Origin of the sequence: Gordonia jinhuaensis (genome assembly GCF_014639795.1) — a bacterium.
Taxonomy (GTDB): Bacteria; Actinomycetota; Actinomycetes; order Mycobacteriales; family Mycobacteriaceae; genus Gordonia_B; species Gordonia_B jinhuaensis.
Window position 1 is genome coordinate 1 of record NZ_BMGC01000005.1, and the last position, 19910, is coordinate 19910.

General features: G+C 66.1%; 14 protein-coding genes. 9 read left to right on the top strand and 5 right to left on the bottom strand.

The window, feature by feature from the left end:
• Positions 1 to 415: 415 nt before the first annotated feature.
• Both glgX and IEW22_RS04985 read left to right on the top strand, forming a co-directional pair.
• Entirely contained in the window at positions 416 to 2716 is a 2301-nt protein-coding gene (glgX, locus tag IEW22_RS04980) for a glycogen debranching protein GlgX (RefSeq protein ID WP_229742196.1), read from the top strand.
• 233 nt (positions 2717 to 2949) lie between these two features.
• Positions 2950 to 5349, top strand: a complete 2400-nt coding sequence (locus IEW22_RS04985; protein WP_188585507.1) for a lysylphosphatidylglycerol synthase transmembrane domain-containing protein — start codon at positions 2950 to 2952, stop codon at positions 5347 to 5349.
• A 43-nt stretch (positions 5350 to 5392) separates the two neighbouring features.
• On the opposite strand, the gene IEW22_RS04990 is transcribed toward IEW22_RS04985, so the two are convergent.
• Positions 5393 to 6124 (bottom strand): hypothetical protein, encoded by a 732-nt coding sequence (locus IEW22_RS04990; RefSeq protein ID WP_188585508.1) that lies wholly within the window; start codon positions 6122 to 6124, stop codon positions 5393 to 5395.
• A 139-nt stretch (positions 6125 to 6263) separates the two neighbouring features.
• On the bottom strand, positions 6264 to 7574 hold the full coding sequence (locus tag IEW22_RS04995) for an MFS transporter (RefSeq protein WP_188585509.1): 1311 nt from the start codon (positions 7572 to 7574) through the stop codon (positions 6264 to 6266).
• A 113-nt stretch (positions 7575 to 7687) separates the two neighbouring features.
• Here IEW22_RS04995 and IEW22_RS05000 point away from each other — a divergent pair, with 113 nt between their 5' ends.
• Positions 7688 to 8134, top strand: coding sequence for a MerR family transcriptional regulator (locus IEW22_RS05000; protein WP_188585510.1), 447 nt, complete (start codon positions 7688 to 7690; stop codon positions 8132 to 8134).
• Positions 8135 to 8172: 38 nt separating this feature from the next.
• Here IEW22_RS05000 and IEW22_RS05005 read toward each other — a convergent pair whose 3' ends face one another.
• Entirely contained in the window at positions 8173 to 8970 is a 798-nt protein-coding gene (locus IEW22_RS05005; protein ID WP_229742197.1) for a GntR family transcriptional regulator, read from the bottom strand.
• 214 nt (positions 8971 to 9184) lie between these two features.
• On the opposite strand from IEW22_RS05005, the gene IEW22_RS05010 reads away from it, so the two are divergent.
• The gene (locus IEW22_RS05010) at positions 9185 to 10528 is read left to right on the top strand and encodes a flavin-containing monooxygenase (protein WP_188585512.1); all 1344 of its coding nucleotides are present in this window, start codon (positions 9185 to 9187) and stop codon (positions 10526 to 10528) included.
• 4 nt (positions 10529 to 10532) lie between these two features.
• Here the strand turns inward: IEW22_RS05010 and IEW22_RS05015 are convergent, their stop codons facing one another.
• Entirely contained in the window at positions 10533 to 12188 is a 1656-nt protein-coding gene (locus IEW22_RS05015; protein ID WP_188585513.1) for a class I adenylate-forming enzyme family protein, read from the bottom strand.
• Positions 12185 to 13336 (bottom strand): NAD(P)H-dependent flavin oxidoreductase, encoded by a 1152-nt coding sequence (locus IEW22_RS05020; protein ID WP_188585514.1) that lies wholly within the window; start codon positions 13334 to 13336, stop codon positions 12185 to 12187. The genes IEW22_RS05015 and IEW22_RS05020 overlap by 4 nt, the downstream gene beginning before the upstream one ends.
• A gap of 254 nt (positions 13337 to 13590) precedes the next feature.
• On the opposite strand from IEW22_RS05020, the gene IEW22_RS05025 reads away from it, so the two are divergent.
• The 5 genes from IEW22_RS05025 to IEW22_RS05045 all read left to right on the top strand — a co-directional run bounded on the left by IEW22_RS05025 (position 13591) and on the right by IEW22_RS05045 (position 19809).
• Complete coding sequence (locus IEW22_RS05025; RefSeq protein WP_188585515.1) at positions 13591 to 14025, top strand: Fur family transcriptional regulator; 435 nt, start codon at positions 13591 to 13593, stop codon at positions 14023 to 14025.
• A 218-nt stretch (positions 14026 to 14243) separates the two neighbouring features.
• Positions 14244 to 16394, top strand: a complete 2151-nt coding sequence (katG, locus tag IEW22_RS05030) for a catalase/peroxidase HPI (protein WP_188585656.1) — start codon at positions 14244 to 14246, stop codon at positions 16392 to 16394.
• Positions 16395 to 16592: 198 nt separating this feature from the next.
• The gene (locus IEW22_RS05035; protein WP_188585516.1) at positions 16593 to 17303 is read left to right on the top strand and encodes a cutinase family protein; all 711 of its coding nucleotides are present in this window, start codon (positions 16593 to 16595) and stop codon (positions 17301 to 17303) included.
• Positions 17304 to 17426: 123 nt separating this feature from the next.
• Positions 17427 to 18062: a TetR/AcrR family transcriptional regulator gene (locus tag IEW22_RS05040; RefSeq protein ID WP_188585517.1), complete on the top strand. Its 636-nt coding sequence runs from the start codon at positions 17427 to 17429 to the stop codon at positions 18060 to 18062.
• A gap of 124 nt (positions 18063 to 18186) precedes the next feature.
• Positions 18187 to 19809 carry an ABC transporter permease gene (locus IEW22_RS05045; RefSeq protein ID WP_188585518.1) on the top strand — a complete coding sequence of 541 codons (1623 nt, stop codon included), beginning with the start codon at positions 18187 to 18189 and terminating at the stop codon, positions 19807 to 19809.
• Positions 19810 to 19910: the final 101 nt, after the last annotated feature.

Genomic DNA, 19910 nt, shown 5'->3' on the forward strand with positions numbered 1-19910 from the left:
CGCCTCGGCAGATTGACCCCCATTGAATTCGAGACCATCATCAACCACGAGGCCCCTCAGGCCGCGTGACTAACCCTGTCACCTATCCGTGCACCAGGCCCGACAGACCAGGGTGGCGTGAAAAGCCTTGTGATCCCGATGACCACCGGCGTCAGATGTCGGCTGCGGTGCGAGATCGCCCAATCCCACACACGGTGGTCGAGAGCCGACGGTCCCGGCTGCGCCGCGAAATGGACGGCCCCGATCATCACGCATATGAGCAGCACGCCGGCGAGGAGCAGCCGCAACCGCGTTGTCGTCATCCCGCCATTGTGATCCCTCCGGTGCAGTGATCCCGCCCTTGCGGCCGGGAGTGTCGTCACCGCAGCACGATGTCTCAGAAGTGTGGTGCACCAGCGCATTTACCGTCTCAGAGTTGGACAAATCCGACCTCGTACTGCGTGCGGTGGATGTCGCGGCGACGATGGTCGCGGTGGTGACGCCGATTTGGTGGCGCATGTGTCGCACGGGCGGGTCCACCGGATGCCGATCCACTCACCGACGAGGAGCCGTGACGATGGAGACGATGGCCGAGCTGCACACGGACACCGCGCTGACTCTGACACCCGGCGCACCCTTCCCGCTCGGGGCGACGCCGACGGCATCGGGTGTGAACTTCGCTGTGCATTCGTCCACGGCGACGCAGGTGTTCCTGCAACTCTTCGACGAGTCGGGGACGGCACCCTCCGACACCATCGCCCTCAACGGTCCCGCTGAAGGCGCCTGGCATGTGCACGTCGACGGCATCAAGGCCGGGCAGCGCTATGGATACCGGGCGGTCGGCGATTACGACCCTGCCCAGGGCATGCGGTTCACTCAGGCCAAACTGCTCGTCGACCCGTATGCCAAGGCCGTCACCGGGAAGTTCGTGAACTCCGACAACCTGCTTCTCGCCTACGATGCGGATGCCGGTACGGCCGATCTCACGCTCGACAACCGCGACTCGGCGTCGGTGGCACCGCAGGCGATCGTCGTCGACGACGCCGAATTCGACTGGAAGGGCGACGTCTCGCCGGCGCTTGCGCTCGAGGAGCTCGTCATCTATGAGGTACACCTCAAGGGCTTCACCGCACATGAGTCCTCGGGTGTGAGTGCACCGGGAACGTATTTGGGGTTCATCGACAAGATCGATCACCTCCGAAGGCTGGGAATCAACGCCGTCGAGTTGCTGCCGATCCACGAGAAGTACGTCGACGACTTCCTCGTCGACCGTGGACTGACCAACTACTGGGGCTACAACACGATCGGATTCTTCGCGCCGGAGTCGTCGTTTGCCGCCGGGGACCGGCCGGGCGCTCAGGTGACCGAATTCAAGACGCTCGTGCGGGCGCTGCACCAGGCGGGGATGAAAGTGATCCTCGACGTCGTGTTCAACCACACCGGCGAGGGCAACGAGATGGGGCCCACGATGTCCTTCCGAGGCATCGACAACCAGGCCTACTACATTCTGACCGGCGACGACTCCGAGCCCCGTCGCTATTACATGAATTACAGCGGCTGCGGCAACACACTGGATTTCGACAATCCGACCGTACTTGCGCTGGTAATGGACTCACTGCGTTACTGGGTCGAACAGATGCACGTCGACGGCTTTCGTTTCGATCTGGCCTCGGTGCTCGGCCGAACCGGTCGCGACGAGGACTTCAACTCGCATGCACCGTTTTTCGAGGCGGTGCGTGCCGATCCCATCCTCTCGCACGTGGTGCTGATCGCCGAACCGTGGGACACCGGCACCTATCAGGTGGGCAACTTCCCCACCGACTGGTCGGAGTGGAACGGCCGATTCCGCGATACGGTACGCAAATTCGTCAAGGGTGACGACGGACAGATCGCCGATCTCGGGCGGCGGCTGACGGGGTCGGCGGATCTGTACGGCGACGAGGGCCGGACGGCCTTCAACAGCGTCAACTTCATCACCTGTCACGACGGCTTCACCCTGCACGATCTGGTGGCCTACAACGGCAAACACAACGAAGCCAACGGTGAGGACAACCGCGACGGCTCTGACGACAACAATTCGTGGAACTGCGGGGCCGAGGGCCCCACCGACGACTCCGAGGTGCTCGAACTCCGAAAGCAATTGGTGAAGAACCATCTGTGTCTGCTGTTGTTCTCCGCAGGCACACCGATGTTGCTCGGCGGCGACGAGTTCCTGCGTACCCAGGGTGGGAACAACAACGCCTACTGCCAGGACAACGAGATCTCCTGGTACGACTGGACGTTGGCCGACGTACACCGCGACATGCTGGACTTCGCCACGAATGTGATCACGCTCACCCGCAGGTTCAAGGCCTTTCAGCACCGCAAGGAGGCCCTCGGGGACGACAACGACAGTTCGAACGCAACCAACGGCCTGGCCTGGTTCGGGGCCGACGGCGCCACACCGGACTGGTCGAATCCCACCGTGCACACCCTGTGTTACCGCCTCGACACCGAGGACACGTCGCCCCGGGGTGCGGTGTCCGGTGTGTACGCGATCCTCAACGCCGATCACCAGAACGCGTGGATCACGTTGCCCGCGTTGCCCGACGGCCTGCGCTGGCATCGGGTGATCGACACCTGTCTGCCCGCAGGCGAGGACTTCGCCGCGCCCGGCCACGAGGTGGCACTCGACCCGAGCGATCACTACCTGGCCAGCGCGCGCACGGTGGTCATCCTGGCCGCGCGCGCCTCCTGAGGGCGTCGGGAGGGCCGTCCTGGCACCTGCCGGCGGTCGCACTGGCGCCTGTCGGCAGTCGCATTGGCGCCTGTCGGCAGTCGCATTGGCGCCTGTCGGCAGTCGCACTGGCGCCTGTCGGCGCGGAGCCGTGCCGCGTGCTGCGCGGGACGACCGCAGGTGAGCCGTTAGTGTGATGCCCGGAGCAGTCGGCAACTGAGCCGAGGGGCCGGGACCTAGGAAGCCTGTTACTGATGCGTGTGGACGGACGCGAGATCACCGTATCCGGCCGCGTGTTGCAGCCGTTGACGCGGCGGACGAGCGATATCGTGCGGCTGGTCGTCGCGACGGTGTGCCTGGCGGTCGTGGTCGCCGGGTCGCTCATCACACGCAGTGACTGGGTCGCGCTCGAGCAGTCGATCTCGGGCATCGTCGGAGTGCTGACGCCCGCGCAATCCGACCTGGTCTACCTGATCTACGGCATCGCGATCCTCGCACTGCCGTTCGCCATCCTGCTCGGTCTCATCGCCGGACGTCAGTGGAAGATGCTGGTGGGTTACGCACTGGCAGCGGTGATCAGCTTTCTGCTCCTGTCGGTGAGCGAGAATGGGATCGCGGCGCCGCGATGGCATTTCAACTCTCGTGAGCGCTTACATTCGGTGGTCGCGCAGTTCCTTGACGACCCGCGCTGGATTGCGATGCTCGCCGCGGTCCTGACCGTGTCCGGCCCGTGGCTGCCCGCCCGGTGGCGCCGCTGGTGGTGGGCGCTGTTGCTGGCCTTCGTGCCCATCCACCTGGTGGTCAGTGCAGTGGTTCCCGCCAGGGCGGTGCTGGGCCTGGCCGCGGGGTTCTTCGTCGGCTCGCTGGTGGTCTGGGTGGTCGGCACGCCCGCGCTCGTGGTGCCTCTCGACGGTGCGGTCCGTGAACTGAACCGTCGTGGGATCGTCGTGTCGTCGATGTCGGTGGTGCGCCCGGCGGGTCCTGGTCCGCTGGAGTTGGCCGCCGAGGCCACCCGACCCGGCGCGGTGGCCGGCGACACGACCGCCTCGATATTCATCGACCTGTACGGGCCCAACCAGCGCGCGGGCGGCGCGGTGCGGCAGTTCTGGCGAAAGCTGCGCCTGCGCAGCCGGGAGACCTCTCCCCTGCAGCTGTCGGTTCATCGCAGCGCCGAACACCGCGGACTCATCTCGATCGCGATCGACCGGCTGGGGCTGGCTAGCAGCACACCGCTCGTGGTGACCCGCCTGGAACGAGGATGGATCCTCTACGTGCGGACCGCCGACGTGGGCTCGGTTCTGACCGAAAAGACTTCGCAGGCCGACGTGTGCGCGGTGTGGGCGGGGCTGAAGACCCTGCACAGACATGATCTGTCGCACGGCGACCTGAGGGCATCGCAGGTGAGTGTGATCGACGGGGGCGGCATCCGGTTCGGTGGCTTTGCCTTCTCCGAGTTCGGTGCCACCGAGGTCCAGATGCATTCCGATATCGCCCAGTTGCTCGCGACGTCGACGGACCTGTTCGGGGCGACGGCCGCGGTCTCGGCCGCGATCGACCAGTTCGGTAAGTCAGAGGTGCTCGCAGCCTCTGGTCGGCTCAGCAAGTCGGGGGTTCCCACGCTGGTTCGGCGCGCGCTGACCGACGACACTGCGGTGCTCAAGTCCGCGCGTGAGGAGGTGCTCGCGCAGACGGGTGCGGCCGAGATCCAGGCGGCGACCATCACCAGATTCTCGCGGTCGCAGATCATCCAGCTGGTCCTGCTGGTCGCTCTCGTCTACGTTGCGTATCCGTTCGTGAGTACCGTGCCCGCCTTCTTCACCGAATTGATTCGCACGAACTGGTGGTGGGCACTGCTCGGCCTCGCCGCCTCGTCGCTGACCTATCTGGGTGCGGCGGCGGCGTTGTGGGCGTGCGCCGACGATGTCGTGAGCTTCCGGAATCTGACCGTCATGCAGTTCGCCAACACCTTTGCCGCCACCACGACGCCCGCGGGCGTGGGTGGGTTGGCCCTGAGTACGAGGTTTTTGCAGAAGGCCGGTCTCGGTGTGGTGCGCGCGACGACGGCGGTGGCACTGCAACAGGCGGTCCAGGTGATCGTGCACATCTCGCTGCTCATCCTCTTCACCACACTGGCCGGTACATCGGCGGACCTATCGCATTTCGTGCCGTCGGCGACCGTGCTGTACCTGATCGGCGGTGTGCTGCTCGGCGTACTCGGAGTGGTGCTGCTCGTGCCGCGCCTTCGCCACTGGGTGGGGTCGGCGCTGATTCCCAAGCTCACCGAGGTGCTGGCCGACCTGCGTACCGTCGCGCGTGAGCCCCGGCGGCTGGCTGTCATTGTACTGGGTTGTGCGGCAACAACTCTCGGATCAGCGTTGGCATTGTGGGCATGCGTCAACTCGTTCGGCGGGAACACGTCGTTCGTGAGCGTCACAGTGGTCACGATGATCGGCGGCACACTTGCCTCGGCCGCGCCGACACCGGGTGGTGTCGGTGCGGTGGAGGCCGCTCTGATCGGCGGGCTCGCGGTGTTCGGGGTCTCCTCGACCGTCGCGATCCCCGCGGTGTTGCTCTACCGCGTGCTGACCTGCTGGTTGCCGGTGGTGATCGGCTGGCCGGTCATGCGATGGCTCACGCGCAGCGACATGATCTGAGCGCAGGGTCGGTGCAGTTGACGAGGGTGCCGTATGCGGCGACTCAGCGCAGCAGTCGTGGCACCAGGGCTGCTCTGCCGAGGTAGTCGGTCGGCAGGTAGGCCAACGCGCTGCGGGTCCACTGCTGACCGGATTGCGGGTCGTAGGTGCTCGGCATCGCGATGCCGGCGGGTGCGAATGCGTTGATTCCGTTGGCGATCGACGTGTAGGTCGCGCGCCAGAGATGGTCCTGGAAGGCGATCACGCCTGCGACGTCGGTCGACTCGGTGGCCGCGCGCATCGCTGCGACCTTGGCGGCCACCCCGTCGGTCGACAGGTAGATCAGCGTGCCGTCGTGGTTCTTCTCCGGGCCGATGGCGATGACATTGCGCATGTGATATTTCGCGGCAAGGACGTCGGCGATCTCGGTCTGGGCGTACACCGGGATGTCGCGGTGGCCGCGCACCTCGGCCACGGTGTCGGCGAGCGCCTCGTTCACCGGGCCGGGTGCGCCCACGGTGCGGGTGGTGTCTTGACCGGGCGCGACGCGGTTACCGAAGCTGTAGGCGATCAGGTAGGTGAAATCGGCACTGCTGCGCAGTGGGATCGTCGCCAGCGAGGTGAGGGACCGCGGTGTGTGTGCGGTGGTGTTGCCGGCTGTGGCGGAGTGATTGTGGCTGGTGACCGGCGTATTCGGGGCCGCCGCGGCATTGGGGGCCACGGCGACCATCGCGACCACCGCGGTCACGGCGGCGGCGATGCCGAATCGGCGCCACCGCTTCTGTTGCGTCCGCATTCGCACTCTCCTTCGGCGGGCTCGAGGATGGCCCATCACGGTTCGTTGTCCGAGCGAATCGTTTCCGAGCCGGGCGACCAGCGGATGACCATCACGTGGCGAGAAGCCGAATTCGCCTGGTCTGCGCGTCTCGCGGGCATTACTCGGGCGATGTCACCGAAGACGTGACGTTGTCGGTATCGCGCGGCTGTGCAGAGGCCGGCGGGGTCGGCGTCGGTGTGGGAATCGCTTGTCTGACAACGGATCGTGCAGTGGTGGCGCCATCGTGTCCGGCGCGCAGTGACAGCACTGCGTTGACCGCGAGCAGGGCGACCAGTGTCACCAGCGGCCAGGTCCAGGATCCGGTCGCGGAATGGATGGCAGACATGCCGATCGGCCCCAGCGCGGCGATCAGATACCCACCCGTCTGGCTGAAGGTCGACAGCGCCGCGATGCGAGCAGGTCGTTGGCCGCGATGTGCGAACAGCACACCTGGAAGTGATTGTCCGCCACCGAGTCCCGCGCCGAGGACGAATGCCCAGACAGCGGTCGCACCGCCGTGCCCGAGCAGCAGGCCGACCAGCCCGAGCGCGCATATCCCGATGACGGCAAGGATGTGCCGGCGGTGGTCGCGTCGCCGGCCGGCCAGCACCGGCGCGATGAATCCGCCGATCCCGACGCCGACGATGAACAGCGATTGGATGATGCCGGCCAGGGATGGCGTCGCACCGTGGGAGACCACCACCGACGGTAGCCACGCCAAAACGGCGTAGAAGAGCAGCGTCTGAATCGCGAAGAACGACAACAGGCTCCACGCCACCGGGCTGCGATGGACGCGCTCACGCCGCGCCGGCGACGGCGGTGGCGTGGGTGTGCTGGACGTGGACGGCGTGTGCGCCGCGGGTGACCGCAGGCCAGGTAGCAGCCCGACGGTGGCGGCGATCGCAGGGACGATCGCGACGGCGATGGCCGTCTGCCACGACCCTGTGGCGTGGGCGATCGGGACCATGAGTGCGGCCACGACGGCCGACCCGCAGCCCATACACACCGCGTAGACCCCCATCATCAGACCTGTCGCAGACGAGGGGAAGTGCGTGCGTACGACCACCGGAATCAGCACGTTGATCACTGCGGTCGCCGCCGCGACGATCGCAGTGCCGACCATGAGCCCCGCCATGCCGACCGGGCGCACGAGCGCGCCGAGCAGGCAGATGATCGCGGCGAAGGCCATCGCACGATCATCGCCGAGCCGGGCGCGCAGCAGTGGTGTCACCGGCGCGAACAGTCCCATCAGCAGCGGCGGCAGGAGTCCGAGCAGGGTGACCGAGGTGGAGCTGAATCCGCTGACCGGCGCGAGGGGACCGACCTGCCCGAACGCGATGCGGCTGTTGAGACTGACGGCGACGAATCCGAAGAGGAAGAGCGCGCCGCCTGAGGTGAGCGCGCCGGGACGAGTGCGCGTGGTGACCATCGGATGCCTTTCGCCTGGCTGGTAAGGGTATCCTCAGTGTGCGAACTCAAGCGCACTTGAGCGCAACCCCTGGGAACAACCCTCGACGACGAAGACAGACGGGACGTGTGCCGATGGCCGGCGATGCGCGGACATATTCGATCAGCGAGGTGGCGGAGGCATTCGGTGTGTCGGTGTCGGCGCTGCGCTATTACGAGGAAGCAGGTCTCCTCGAATCGACCGGGCGCCGCGGACGGGTCCGCTATTACGACGGTGATGCGCTGATGCACTTGGCGTACATGCAGCTGTGGCGTGAGGACGGCATGATGTCGATCGCGCAGACCCGGGCGGTGCTCGAGGCGTCGACGCTCGATGACCGTCGCGCGGTGATCGACTCGGCGCGTGCGCAAATCCGCCAACGCATTGCCGGACTGCGGCGCGCGGACGCTGTACTCACGCACATGCTCGACTGCAGGACCGACGCGCCGCTGGAGTGCCCGATGACGGGCGATCACGTGCGTCGCAGGGTCGAGGCCGCACTGACGCACGGTGAGGTCGGCGACGGCTTTCTCCCCGATTGAGGCGCCGGTCGCGCGCCGATGGGCCGTGGATGGCGGGGTCAGCCCTCGAATCCGGTGTCCTCGGCCCCCGGTAAGTCGGCCCCCGGTAAATCGGCCATGGGTGAATCGGCCCCCGGCAAGCCGGTCATGGGTGAATCGGCCACAGGTGCCACAGGTGCATTCTGTGCCAGAAAGCCGGTCGTGAGCAGTTCGGTGGTGTGTGCGATGTGGGCTCGTAGCGCCGTCATGCCGCCGTCGACGTCACGTGCGAGTGCGCGGTCGACGAGGAGTCGGTGTTCGGCCAGGAGATCGCGATCCTTCTCCGACCCGAGGGGCCGGGACCACAGCCGGTAGAGCTCGGCCTCGTCGCGCAGTCGGCAGGCCATCGTCGTCAGCCGGCTGTTCGGGCAGCCCGCCAGCAGAGCACGATGGAACTCCGCATGGGCGAGTGCCCACGCATCGGTCACCCGCTGCGGATCGGTTGAGCTGAGGAATGGAGTTCCCTCTAGAATATGGTGTGCTGCAACAACATTCGACTCCCAGGTGAGATCACCACAGGCGATGGCGCGACCGAAGACGAGACCCTCGAGTTCCAGGCGCGCCTCGGTGAGCTCCTCGAGGTGGGTCGGCGACAGGTCTGTCACGGCATAACCCAGGTTCGGTTCGTTAGTGACCAGCCCTTCGGCGGTGAGTCGTGTCAACGCCTCGCGCAGCACGCTCATGCTCGCGCTGTGTTCGGAGGACAACTCGGTGAACTTCAGGCGCCGACCGGGCAGGAGTCGACCGCTGAGGATCGAGCCGCGCAGATCGTCGTAGACGACGTCTACGCGAGTGCGTTTGCCCTGGACTGCGGTCACCCTGCTGAGCCTAATCGGCTCATGCCGGACAGGCAGGCGAACACGCGCGTCCGGGACCGGCTGCGACGGAGATCGGTGTCGAGGATCGATGGCCCCAGAGCAGGAGCTATCAACACGATCGATGCAATAGATCGGATATATGAGCTGTACAGATGACTGTGGCGGATGAATCATGGACGTCAACACCAGAGCACCAGCAACAGCGGAGGTTGAGATGTCGGACCGTACCACCGAGGTCCTCGTCATCGGCGCAGGTCAGGCGGGCATCGCCATGAGCGAGCATCTCGGCGTGCTGGGCGTCGACCACCTGGTGGTCGAACGTGATCGCATCGCCGAGCGCTGGCGCACGTGGCGCTGGGACTCCCTCGTCGCCAACGGCCCGGCCTGGCACGACCGCTTCCCCAACCTCGAGTTCGACATCGACCAGGACGCGTTCGCGACCAAGGACCAGGTCGCCTCCTACATGGAGGATTACGCGGTGAAGATCGGCGCGCCGATCGAGACCGGCGTGGAGGTGACGTCGGTGCGCAAGGCGCCGGGCCGCCAGGGGTACCGCGTCGAGACGTCGGCGGGCACGATCGACGCACGCTTTGTCGTGTCAGCCACCGGACCGTTCCAGAAGCCGATCGTCCCGAGGGTGGTCCCGCAGGATGCGGGGATCCATCAGATCCACTCGAGCTCCTATCACAACCCGGGCGATCTGCCTGCGGGAGCTGTGCTGGTGGTGGGTGCCGGCTCGTCGGGAGTCCAGATCGCTGCCGAGCTGCAGAAGGCGGGGCGCCAGGTCTACCTCGCGGTCGGGCCGCACGACCGTCCGCCCCGTAGCTACCGTGATCGCGATTTCTGTTGGTGGCTCGGTGTTCTCGGCAAGTGGGAAGCGGCGACGCCGCCCGCGGGAGCCGAACACGTGACGATCGCGGTGAGTGGTGCCGAGGGCGGACATACCGTGGACTTCCGCAAGCTCGCCGCAGATGGTGTCACGCTGGTCGGTCGTGCTAACGCTTACGTCGACGGCGTGATGCACTTCGGCACCGATCTGCGGGCCAACATCGAGGCCGGGGACGCGAACTATCTGGGGATGCTCGACGAGGCCGACGCCTACATCGAGCGCAACGGACTCGATCTGCCCGAGGAGCCGCGGGCGCGCATCAGCTACCCCGATCCCCCCTGCATGACCTCCCCTCTCCTCGAACTCGATCTCGCCGACGCCGGTGTCACCTCGATCGTGTGGGCCACCGGATTCGGACTCGACTACGACTGGCTCAAGGTCGACGCACTCGACGACCTCGGCCGTCCGGTGCACCAGCGCGGGGTGTCCCCACAGGCGGGTCTGTACTTCCTGGGACTCCCGTGGCTGTCGCGGCGCGGATCGAGCTTCATCTGGGGTGTGTGGCACGACGCGAAGTACATCGCCGACCAGATCGCCATCCAGCGTGGATATTTCGAGTATCAGGGACACCCACACTCCGCAGATGCACCGGTGACCGATGCACCGGTGACCGGAGCGCCTGTCACCGGTGCGCAGGCCACCGGTCTGGGAGCCGTCGCACCGGCCTGACCGCTCAGCCGTCGGTCGTCGGCGCGGTGCGCAGTTCGTGTTTGCGGATCTTGCCGGTGGCCGTCTTGGGCAGCGTGTCGACGACGACGATCTTCTTGGGGACCTTGAACGGGGCCAAGACCTCCCGGCAGTGCGCGCGGATGCCGTCGGGATCGGCGATGTGTCCGTCGCGTATCACCACGACGGCCGTGACGGCCTCACCCCAGTGCGGATCCGGCCGACCGACCACGGCGCACTCGGCCACCGAGGGGTGCCCCAACAATGCGCGTTCCACCTCCACCGACGAGACGTTCTCGCCGCCGGTCTTCACGATGTCCTTGGCGCGGTCGGTGAACCACACCACGCCCTCGTCGTCGATATACCCGATGTCTCCCCCGTGGAACCAGCCGTGGGCGAAGGCGTGTGTGTTCGCCTCGGCATTGTCGAGGTATCCGTCCATGAGTTGCGGACTGCGATAGACGATCTCGCCCTCTTGGTGTCGTGGGAGCAGCTTTCCGTCGGTGCTCATGATGCGAACATCGCTCATGAGGGTCGGTGCGCCCCATGAATCATCCTTCACACCTTGATGTTCGGGCCACTGTAGTTCCGACGGAGGTGTGGTCTCGGTCTGACCCGAGCCCAGCATGATGTCGGCATTCGGGAAGCGCGATCGCAGGGCGGTCAGCGTCGAGGACGGCATCGGTGCCATCGCGTACAACCCGACGCGGAGATGCGTGGTGTCTGCGTCGTCGATACGCGGGTGGTCGAGCAGCGCGGTCCACATCATCGGCAGCATGGTCAGATGCGACACGCGATGGCTGCAGAACGCCTCGATCACCGCATCGGCGTCGAATCCACGCAGCAGCACAGCGGTCGACCCGGAGAGCAAGGTCGGCATCAGGATCGCGTCGAGTGCGGTGACGTGGAACAACGGGAGCACGATCGGCGTCGCCGACGCCTGTGTCCGTGGTGACATGCCCAGTTGCATACCCGAATTCAGTGCCGAGACGACCGCGGACAGATGGCTGGTGATCACACCTTTCGCGCGCGAGGTGGTGCCCGAGGTGTACAGACAATGCAGCGGGTCACGATCGTCGACCAGGTATTCGGCGACCTCACCGTCGTGGGTGAGCAGAGTTTCCCACGGTTGTACCTGATAGGCGGCTGCGGCGGTCGCGGTTGCAGTAGCGGCGGACGATGCCCCGCCACCGTCGACGTCGATGGCGTACACGGTCTCCACAGACAGGCTCTCGGCGTGGGCACAGGCCTCGGTGAAGTGTCCGAGCAGGTCGTAGTCGACAGCTGCTGCGGTACAGCGGGTCTCGGCGAGTTGTACGGCGATGTCTGCGGCGGTCAGCATCAGATTGACCGGGAACACGGTGATCCCGGCCTTGGCGCAACCGAAGAATGTCACCACGAACTGCCAGCGATTGCGCGAGTGGAGAGCCAGTCGGTCGCCTCGCCGCATCCCGCGCTCGACGAGCGCGTTCGCGACCGAATTGGACAACGACTCGAGTTCGCCGAAACTGACCGTGCGGTCACCGTCCACGATCGCGGGCCGGTCGCCGAAGGTCTGCGCGGCGCGGGTCGGTATGTCGCCCACCACGATCCGATGCGTGAGGTTTCTGGTGAGCTCATCGACCCCGCTCAGGTCGGCACGCATCCGCAGGTCCTCGCTCATCGGTTCAGCTCCCCCGCACCGACCGGCTGCTCGTCGGCGACCGCGGCATTCGTGCGTTCCACGGCGTCGGCGAAGTCCTCGGCGAAGTCGTAGACCACGTCTGCGGCCGAGGACACCTTGGTCATCATGCCGACGCCCTGACCCACCCAGTAGGTGGCCAGCTCCCGGGCCCCGGCCTCTCCGCGTTCGGCGACCACGTCGACGTGACGCAGCGCCGGTTCGCTCAGCAGCCCCTGCAGCGGCATCGGCAGAGGCGACGGCGCATTCGGCGACTCCCAGGCGTCGGTCCAGGCCGAGCGCAGCTGTCGGGAGTACTTTCCGGTGCGGGCCTTGGATCGGACCGTGTCACGTGAGGTCGCGGCGAGGAATTTCGCCACCGTCGCCGGGGCGGTCTCGGCCTCCTCTGTGGTCAGCCACACCGATCCTGTCCACACGCCCTGCGCACCGAGGGCGATCGACGCCGCCATCTGCCTGCCGGTCACGATGCCACCCGCGGCGAGCACGGGGATGTCGGCGATCTCGGCAACGGCGTCGACGACCTCTGGTACCAGCACCATGGTGGACACTTCGCCGCAGTGTCCGCCGGCTTCCGAGCCCTGGGCGACGATGATGTCGACACCCGCCCGCGCCTGCTTGATGGCGTGCTCCTTCGCACCGACCAGCGCCGCGACGGGAATCCCCGACTTCTTGGCCTCCCGCAGCATGTAATCGGGCGGGACGCCGAGTGCGTTGGCGACCAACGCGATCGGATGTGCGAAGGCGACTTCCAGGAGTCGCTCGCCCAGGCCGTCCTCGACCAACGGACGTGTGGTGTCCGACGGTGCCGAGGAGATCCCGTGTTCGGCGAGGAGATCGGATACGAAGGCGCGGTGTTGCTGCGGGATCCGTGCGCGGAGCTCGTCGGCGTCGGTGTGGGTGCCCTGGCCTTCGAAGGTGGCCGGGGCGAGGATGTCGACGCCGTAGGGGCGTCCGCCGATGTGCTCGTCGATCCACGTCAGCTCCTGATCGAGCTCCTCAGGGCTGAACTTCGCCGCGCCGAGTACACCGATGCCGCCGGCCTTGCTGACGGCGACGACGACGTCGCGGCAGTGTGTGAATGCGAACAGGGGAAGGTCGATGCCGAGTTGACGGCAGATCGGAGTGGCCATCGAGGATCTCCTCAGGATGTTGCGGTGAAGTAGTGATGTGGCGGTGAATTCTCGAATGTGAGACGGGTGGATGTGGCGGGTCAACTGTTTCAGACTCCATCGGTCTGAAACAGTGTGAGTATGGCATTCCCGGTGGAGTCTGCGGTGCGAAACTGCCGAATTCCGGCTCGGATCGTGCGCGGTGGCTGCCGACGCAAGGGTCTCGATTCGACCAAAGTCCTGAATGAATCCAAATTGACGGCCATACTGAACCCGTGGCTCCCACACCGGAGTACGCCGACAGGTTGCGTGCAGCTGATCTCCGTGTGACCCGCCCGCGGGTCGCGGTGCTGCATGCTGTCGATCTTCATCCACACGCCGACACCGACACGCTGTATCGCGCAGCGCGAGAAGAACTTCCTGATGTGTCGCTGCAGGCCGTCTACGACGTGCTCGGCGCGCTCGCCGATGCCGGTCTGGTGCGTCGCATCCAGCCGGCCGGTCATGTGGCCCGCTACGAGATCCGCGTCGGTGACAATCACCATCACACGGTGTGCCGCCTGTGCGGCACCATCGCCGACGTCGACTGCGCCGTCGGGGCGGCGCCGTGTCTGACCGCATCAGATGACAACGGCTTCCGGCTCGACGAAGCTGAGGTCATCTACTGGGGTCTGTGTCCGTCCTGCGCGAGAGAGGCCCTGGAAGCCTGATGACCACCTGAATCCCCGACAGCCCCAACTGATTTCCTGACAGCCCCACCCGCCCGACAGCCCCACCAGATTTTCCGACAGCCCGGTACAGCAATCAAGGAGAGGTTCACCGTGTCCGATCAGAACCAGCAAGTCCCCGCCCGGAATGCGCCGCCCGCCCGGTGACCGTGATCCCCATCGGTGAGGCGAACACCGAGCCGGCCCAGAGTGGTTGCCCGATGCACATCCGACCTCCGGTCGAGGGCGGCGGCAACGACCAGTGGTGGCCGGAGAAGCTGAATCTGCGTGTACTGGCGCACAATCCAGATGTCATCCGGCCCCGTGAACCGGATTTCGACTACAACGAGGCGCTCGCCGGACTCGACGTCGAGGCGCTGGTCGCCGACGTGAAGGCGGTCATGACCGACTCGAAGTCCTGGTGGCCTGCGGACTTCGGGCACTACGGACCGTTCTTCGTCCGTATGTCGTGGCACGCGGCCGGCACATATCGCGTTGAGGACGGCCGCGGTGGCGCCGGGACGGGCATGCAGCGGTTCGCGCCGCTGAACAGCTGGCCCGACAACGTCAGCCTCGACAAGGCCCGCCGGCTGCTGTGGCCGGTGAAGAAGAAGTACGGCGCCGCGCTGTCGTGGGCCGACCTGCTGGTGCTCGCGGGCAATGTCGCACTCGAGGACATGGGCTTTGCCACCAAGGGATTTGCATTCGGACGCGTCGACGAATGGGAGGCCGAAGAGGTCTACTGGGGGTCGGAATCGGTGTGGCTCGGAACGAATCTGCGTTATTCGGGCAACCGGCAGCTGGAGAATCCGCTCGCCGCTTCGACGATGGGTCTGATCTACGTCAATCCGGAGGGACCTGAAGGCCAGCCCGACTACATGGCCGCAGCTCAGGACATCCGCGACACCTTCGGCCGGATGGCGATGAACGACGTGGAGACCGCCGCTTTGATCGTCGGCGGGCACACATTCGGCAAGACGCACGGTAACGGTGATGCCGAGAAGCTCGGACCCGAACCGGAGGCATCACCCCTCGAGCAGATGGGCCTGCGCTGGAAGAATCCGCAGGGCACCGGCGTGGGCGTCGACGCGATCACCAGCGGCCTCGAGGTCACCTGGACGCACACCCCGACCAAGTGGGACAACAGTTTCCTGGAGATCCTGTACGGCAATGAGTGGGAGCTCTTCAAGAGTCCGGCGGGGGCCAACCAGTGGCGTCCCAAGGACGGCGGATGGGCGAACTCGGTCCCGACCGCCGACGGGAAGGGCAAGACGCATCCATCGATGCTCACCACCGACCTCACGATGCGCTTCGACCCGGTGTACGGGGAGATCACCCGCCGGTGGCTCGATCATCCGGAGGAGCTCGCCGACGAATTCGCCAAGGCGTGGTTCAAGCTGCTGCACCGCGACCTGGGACCGGCGATCCGCTACCAGGGTCCGCTGGCGCCGGCGGAGACGTTCCTCTGGCAGGACAACGTTCCGGCGCACGAGGGGCCGGTCATCTCCCCCGCCGACGTGGACGCGCTGAAGGCTCAGATCCTGGACTCGGGTCTGAGCATCTCGCAGCTGGTGTCGACCGCGTGGAAGGCTGCGGCGACCTTCCGGGGCAGCGACTTCCGCGGCGGCGCCAACGGTGGTCGGCTACGTCTTCAGCCTCAACTCGGCTGGGAGGCAAGCGAGCCCGGCGAGCTGTCACCGGTCATCGCCAAGCTCGAGGAGATCGCATCCGGCTTCACCGGTGAGAGCGGTGCGACGGTGTCGTTCGCCGATCTGGTGGTCCTCGGTGGCGTGGCAGCCGTGGAGAAGGCCGCCGCCGACGCCGGCGTGGCGGTGCCGGTCCCGTTCACTCCGGGACGTACCGACGTCGGCCAGGATCAGACCGATGTGGAGTCGTTCGCGCATCTGGAACCGAAGTACGACGGTTTCCGCAACTACGAGGCCAAGGGCAATCCGCTGTCGGCCGAGTACAACCTCGTCGACAAGGCGAATCTGCTGACCCTGTCGGCCCCGGAGATGACGGTGCTGGTGGGCGGCCTGCGCGTACTCGGCGCCACGCACGGCGGGAGTTCCCACGGTGTGCTCACCGAGACCCCGGGAGTTCTGACCAACGACTTCTTCACCACGATCTGCGACATGGACGTCGAGTGGAGCCCGTCGGGGGCCGATGACGGCACGTATGTGGGCAAGGATCGCGAGTCGGGTGCACAGAAGTGGACGGCCACTCGCGTCGATCTCGCCTTCGGCGCGAACTCGGACCTGCGTGCCCTCGCCGAGGTGTACGCCGAGGACACCTCGAAGGAGAAGTTCGTCGCCGACTTCGTGGCCGCGTGGACGAAGGTGATGGAACTCGACCGATTCGATCTGGCGTGATCTGACACGTCCGGTCTCACACGATCGGATCTGCGCCCCGGGGTGACAACACCTCGGGGCGCAGACGTCTGCGGTGCCGCCCCGGTGCCGGACTTGCCCCATTTCCGCTCGGTGCCAGCATGATTGATGCCGACACGTGTCCGCGGAACGCGAGCGGGACGGCGTCGGGCGGACGGATCCGGCTGTACCTTCGGTGGCATGACCACGCGAGTGTTCGTCATCTTGTCCGCTGTGCTGACGATGGTCGCCGCGGGGGTGACAGTGCAGCTGCCCGTTGCTTCGGCGCAGGGATGTCCGGACGTTTCGGTGGTGTTCGCGCGGGGCACCGCCGAACCCGGTGGTCCGGTCGGTGTCACCGGCACCTCGTTCGTCGCGGCGCTGCAGACCCAGCTCGGTGCGCGCTCGCTGCGCGTGTACGGGGTGAATTACCCCGCGAGCGCCGACTTCCAGAATCGGCTCGCATTCGCCCAGACCGTGGTCGACGGGATCGATGACACCCAGCGCGAGGTGACCTCGACGGCTGCAGCGTGTCCGCGCACCCGAATCGTGCTCGGTGGGTATTCGCAGGGCGCAGCGGTGGTGGGTTATGCCGCCGGCGACTCGATCTCGGTGAAGCAGCAGTACAGGCGGTTCGCCGCCGACATCCCTGGTCCGCTCGCTCGAGATGTCCGGGGGCACATCGCCGCGATGGTGCTCTTCGCGCCCCCGTCGCACCGCTTTCTCGACGATGCCGGTGCACCGGATCTGACCGTCGACCCCGCGTTGGTTCCGCGAACCGTTCGCTACTGCATCCCGGGCGACACCGTGTGCGACGGTGCCCCCCTGCAACAACCCAACGGCCTGCATGTGCTGTACGCGGTCGACGGGGACACGCTGTCCGCGGCGAGATTCGCCGTCTCGCGGATCTGAGAGGCAGCGTGCACATGCGTCACACACCGACCTCGGCCCCGATGACCCGCGGATACCGCAGCCCCCGAATGCCACAAACTGCCATATTGGCAGAATCTGACATCTAGGCATACAGTGGATCCAGTGTCTGATGATCAACTCTCGCCCCGTGCGCGGCGCCAGCAGAAGTTGCTCATCGACATCTCCGACACCGCGATCCGACTCTTCATCGCACAGGGTTTCCACGAGACCACCATGGACCAGATCGCGGCGGCGGCCGAGGTCTCGGCGCGAACGCTCTACCGCTACTTCCCCACCAAGGAAGATGTCATCACCCCGGCATTGCAGGAGGGGTGGTCACGATATGTGGCGGCCTTCAGCGAACGGCCCGGCGACGAATCGGTGATCGAGAGCCTGCTGGTCTCCGCAGATGCGGCCGCACGTGGCCACGCCGGAGAGCGGACCCGCTCCTTCGTCCGGGAACTGCTCACCTCACCGCCACTGCGGCCAACCTGGTTGAGAATCCAGACGTCGTCTCACGATGCGCTTCGTCCGCATCTGGCACGGCGACTGCACCTCGATGCCGAGTCGGTCCAGGCGCGCGTGGTCGCGGCCTGTGTGGGCGAGGCCAACCGCATCGCGGTCGAGTCCGCGGCGAAGATGCCGCCAGAGCAGTTCGTGTCGGTGTTGCGCGATTGCCTGGAGGCGTTGGGGCCGATGCTCCACCCGCCCGCGCGTGGTCCGGGTGCCGCGCCCGATGTGGTCGCGCTCGAAGCCTGAGCCGAATTGCCGAACGAACAGCGGCACTCCACCGATTTCCCCGATCGGACGTGATCCGATCGACAAGGCCCGGCGATTGTCGGGCCGTCTTGTCCTGAATAGTTCTGATGTCCCAAGGAGATCCATGACGTCTTCACTCACCACGCGGTGGCGAAACACCTACAGCAAGTTGCCACCTGCGGCTCAGATGATCGGCCTGCAGCTGTGGCTGCCGGTGTTCTTCATCACCGCGTTCTGCCTTTGCTACATCATGGCGTTCCATTCGCCCAAGATGCACGACATCCCCGTTGCGGTGATGAACACACCGTCGGCATCGGTGGTGACCGATCGGGTCGACACGGCATCTCCGGGGATGTTCCAGTTCAGCTTCATCTCCGACAAAGACGACGCGATCGAGAGCGTGCGCGCCGGACACAATGCCGCGGCTCTGACCGTCCCGGCGCAGCCGGGGCAGAAGGCGGAACTGGTGATCGCCACCGCGCACCAGTACCAGGCGGCCAGCCTGGTGAAGGTCTCGTTCCAGCAGATCTTCGCGACGTCCGGCGGTGTCCAGATCACCGACATCGCACCGTTGCCGCCATCGGACTCGTTCGGTCAGGGCGCGATGTACATGATGATGTCGTGGTGTATCGCCGGTTACATGGTGGCGATGTTCATCGGCATGATGGGTGCCCCGTTGAGCCACCTCATGCGGGTGGGGATCCTGGTCGGCGGCGCGCTGGTGCTGTCGTTGCTCGCCAATCTGCTTGCCGGACTGGCGATCGGTGTCTACCCGGCAAGTCACTTCGGTGCCATGTTCGGAATCGCCTTCCTGTGGATCCTGGCGATCGGGCTGTTCACCAACGGGTTGTCGTACTTCTTCGGCCGGTTCATCACCGGTCCGGCGCTGCTGTTGTTCGTGTTCTTGTCGATCCCCTCGTCAGGCGCGGCGTTCCCGGCGTGGATGGTGCCGTCGTTCTTCGGGCATCTGCAGCCCTACGTGGTGGGTCACGGCATCACCGAGATGATCAAGCGTCAGCTCTACGGCGTGGGCGCGCCCTACTGGCAGGGGTTCCTGCTGATGGGGGTGTACGCACTGATCGGTGTGGTCACGATGTTCATCGGCAAGCGCTGGCGTGAATCGCGCGAGGTCGACCGGATCCTGGCGGGCAAGACCACCATGATGGCGGCCGCACAGGGCGGCATGATGCGCCACGGTATGGCCAATCGAGCACAGGTGCTGCGCCACCACGGGATCGATCCTGACACCGGTAAGCCGCTGTTCAAGGCCGATGACGATGAGGCCGGCGACGGTGAGCAGCACGGGCAGTCGTCGACAGCACGCGACGACTCCGAGGACACCGGACGGTCCGACGGCGACAAGAGCCATCACGACAACAGCCACCGCGACGACAACGGGTACGACGACAACGGTTACGACCCGATCACCGATCTGGAGAACTCGGTGTCGGTCGACATGATGACCAACGGGGGTCGCAGCCTCGGTCTCGGTCAGATCGACCGTGAATACGATGCGCGCACCGCGGCCAAGCGTTCGGGCAACTGGGTCACCCTGAACGACGGGGGTTCCCGGACCCGCCCGTCGACCGCTATCGATACCGGCGACGGCGCCACCGACACTGCGCAGTCACGTGCCGCCGATGCTGAGCGCAGCGACGATGGCCGCGGCGACGCTGACGACAGGGCCGAGGATCGCGAAGCCGAGATGTCGTCGAACGGTGCGCGCGGTCGCCACGAAGGGCGGTGATCGCCGGAACTGCGCCGATGTGAACACGGTCGCAGCCAGCAGCGGCCCTGTCGCGGTGCGTACACGGCTCTGCCGTTGCCCGGGGGCCTACTGTAGAGCTC